This is a genomic window from Chitinivibrionales bacterium, from assembly GCA_014728215.1.
Taxonomy (GTDB): Bacteria; Fibrobacterota; Chitinivibrionia; order Chitinivibrionales; family WJKA01; genus WJKA01.
The window spans coordinates 1-2,958 of sequence record WJLZ01000228.1 but is presented as its reverse complement, the minus strand read 5'-3'; the positions used below and the strand labels follow the sequence as shown (position 1 = coordinate 2,958).

Annotated in this window: 2 protein-coding genes; one reads left to right on the top strand and one right to left on the bottom strand. The window is 45.5% G+C overall.

From position 1 onward, the window contains the following. Positions 1 to 91: 91 nt before the first annotated feature. Entirely contained in the window at positions 92 to 1,609 is a 1,518-nt protein-coding gene (locus GF401_21075) for an IS66 family transposase (GenBank protein ID MBD3347556.1), read from the top strand. Between the two features lie 11 nt (positions 1,610 to 1,620). Here the strand turns inward: GF401_21075 and GF401_21070 are convergent. Next, the coding region (locus GF401_21070; GenBank protein ID MBD3347555.1) for a hypothetical protein at positions 1,621 to 2,958 on the bottom strand (1,338 nt) is incomplete at its 5' end.

Here is a 2,958-nt window from a genome sequence, read left to right as displayed (position 1 = left end):
AGAGTAACAATTCACCCCCCCCCAAAAAAAATTGCCCCAAAAGCACAAAAAGGAAGACAGACCAAATTGTTTTATGATAGTTACAATAATTATGATGAAATTAACGCCAGATGATCTTGCACAAATTTCTCTCGATTCACTTGAGAAGATGAAGAAATCGGATTTAATAAATCTGACACTGAGACTGCGTGCTCAATTGTGTGAGGCTGTCGAACGATTGAATCAGGATTCAAAGAACAGTTCGAAACCACCGTCTTCAGATAATCCATACAAAAAAGAGGCAGGGGAGGACGAAAATGATGCAGGAGAAATACCGGAAGATCAAAAGGAATCAGACGAATCAGAAATAGAAGATCAATCAAAAGAAACGCCTGAAGATAAGTCAACAAAGCGTAAACCAGGAAAACAACCTGGATCAGAGGGACATTGGAGAACTGAAAAACCTGTGGCGGAGAGGATCGAGCATCATCATCCGCAGCAGTGTGTACTCTGCAATAAAAAACTTGAGGAAAAACCGTTACTCTATTCGGGGCATTACACCTATGAGCTCGAAATAGAAAACAAGTGTGCTCGCATTATATGCACTCTTCATTATTATTATGAAAGTACCTGTTCGTGTGGCCATAGAAACATTTCCTGTCCGGGTGAAGGTTATATTTCGACTGTTGAGGGGCGAAAGCGCAATATAAAGTTATCTGAAAATAGCCTTGTTGGGCCAATGTTGGCAACTTTTATTGCTGCATTGAATCGACGTTATGGAATGTCCCGGAAAAAAATTCGAGATTTCTTGTTATCCTGGTACAAGTTCGAATTAGGCATTGGGACAATATGCAAATGCATACGAGAGGCAGGTATTGCATGTTACCCGGTTGTTGATCAGTTGGTGGAGGAACTACAGGAACAAGAAAAAGTCAATCTGGATGAAACACCCTGGTACCAGAAAGGAAAAATGTTATGGCTTTGGGTGGCGGTATCAGCCAAAGTTATCGTATATTATATAGGCACTCGTAAAAAAGAAGAATTGCTCAATTTAATTACTGATTCATTTTTCGGTTGGTTGATAACCGATGGATATTTTGCCTATCGATCTCATGAGAAGCGTCAAAGATGTCTGGCACATTTAATTCGAAAGGCAATAGCATTGACAGGTGTTATAGATAAAAATGTTAACAGGATCGGAGATTGGTTTTTGAGAGAGCTAAGAGGCCTAATAAAAGCAATGGCCGATGGCGAGAATGGCCCGAAAAAATGCAGGCCGATTCTCGCCCGACTAAAAAGAGCCTGCAACCTGGGAGCAAATTTTGATCATCCGAAATTGAAAGCCTTGGCAAAGGAAATTTTAAACGATTGGGATGCGGTGGTGGCGTTTGTCAAAAATCCTGGCCTTCCAGCTACCAATAATGATGCCGAGAGGGCTTTGCGCCAGTCGGTAATCTTCAGAAGGATAACTTTTGGAACAAGAACTGATGAAGGCAGTCGTTCATATGCCGCCTTCATTAGTGTGGTAGAAACTTGTAGAGCGAGAAATATCGACCCATGGAGTTATATAGCTGAAGCTATTGCTGCCGGTCGCAAAGGGAACTACCCCCCTTCAATCTCATCGATTTAACTACCTTATTACTAAAGGGGGGAGTGAATCGTTACGTTAAAACAATACCCATAAAAATCCGTATCCCCACCATAAAACCCAATAGGATCCTTACCAGCCCACCGCCCAACATCCGGATCATAATCCCTGTACCCGAATCTGACCAGCCCGGTATCCCGGTCATGGAGGCCGCCGGCAAACCCGAAAGGCACTTCGAACGCGGGATTGGTGTCGGCGAGGATGTTGCCGAAGGAATCGTATTCAATGGATTTTACCACTGCACCGGATGCATCGGAAACCGTTTTCAAAGAACCGACTTGATCATAACTCATATAATAAATCATTCCGTCCTTTGTCAAGGATACCGGCATTCGGCCGTCCGCATAATCGAACCGCATGAGCAGGTTGTCGGAGCCGTCGTAAATTGCCAAGAGTCGTGTCATTCCCTGCCATAGATATTTTTCCATAACGGTGCCGTTCATGAGTTTGGCGATCCTTCTTCCCAGGGGATCGTGCCGATATTCGATGGTGGCGCCGTCCGGCAGGGATACGGAGAGCAGTTCTCCTCTCGAGGAATAATTGTACGTCGTTACATCGGCGCCGTCCATCTTGCTGACAAGAAATCCATCCAAATCGTACTGGTAAGTCACGGTTCCCGCCGTCATCAGGTGGTCTTCCAGGGAATAGGTCAGGGTTCTTCCGGTAATTCCCCGCCGGGCGTTCATCTCATAATTCCGGGTGCCGTTGGGATCATACCGGTATTCTTCCACGAGAACGCCGTCTTTTGTGACCGTAAGGAGCCTTCCCATGGGGTCGTAAGTATACGCGTAATTGGATGTTACGCCGTCAAAGGTTTCGGATTTGGTTACGATTCCGCCGGTGTTGTCCCGGGTTACGCTCAATGAACCGACAGGCTGGGAGTTTACGGAACATGCCTGTTCATCCACCTCGCCATATCCGTTGAATGTTCCGGTGTGATTGAAAACACCGTCACTGACATTTTCAGGAAGGCCGTTATCAGGATTACGGGTTATGGTGTAATTGCCCGATCCGGTCAGCAAACCGTCATTGTCATACGTATAATTCACCGTACTTCCGGCATAGGTGAATCCTTCGACATTGAAATCGTTGTTATAATCGTATGACAGCGTTTGGTTGATCGTCCCTGCCTGTGTTACTGAGGTTATGAGACCTCCGTCGTAACCGTAGGATACGCTTTCGATACCTTTGGTGATAGACCCCACCTTGTCGCCGCAAAGGTACTTGAAATCGATGTTTCCTTCGGGCGTTCGTTTCCGCATCAGCCGGGTTTTGTCATAAACATTTGATATCTCCATACCCGACGGGAATGTTTTGCTGAGCAGGCGTCT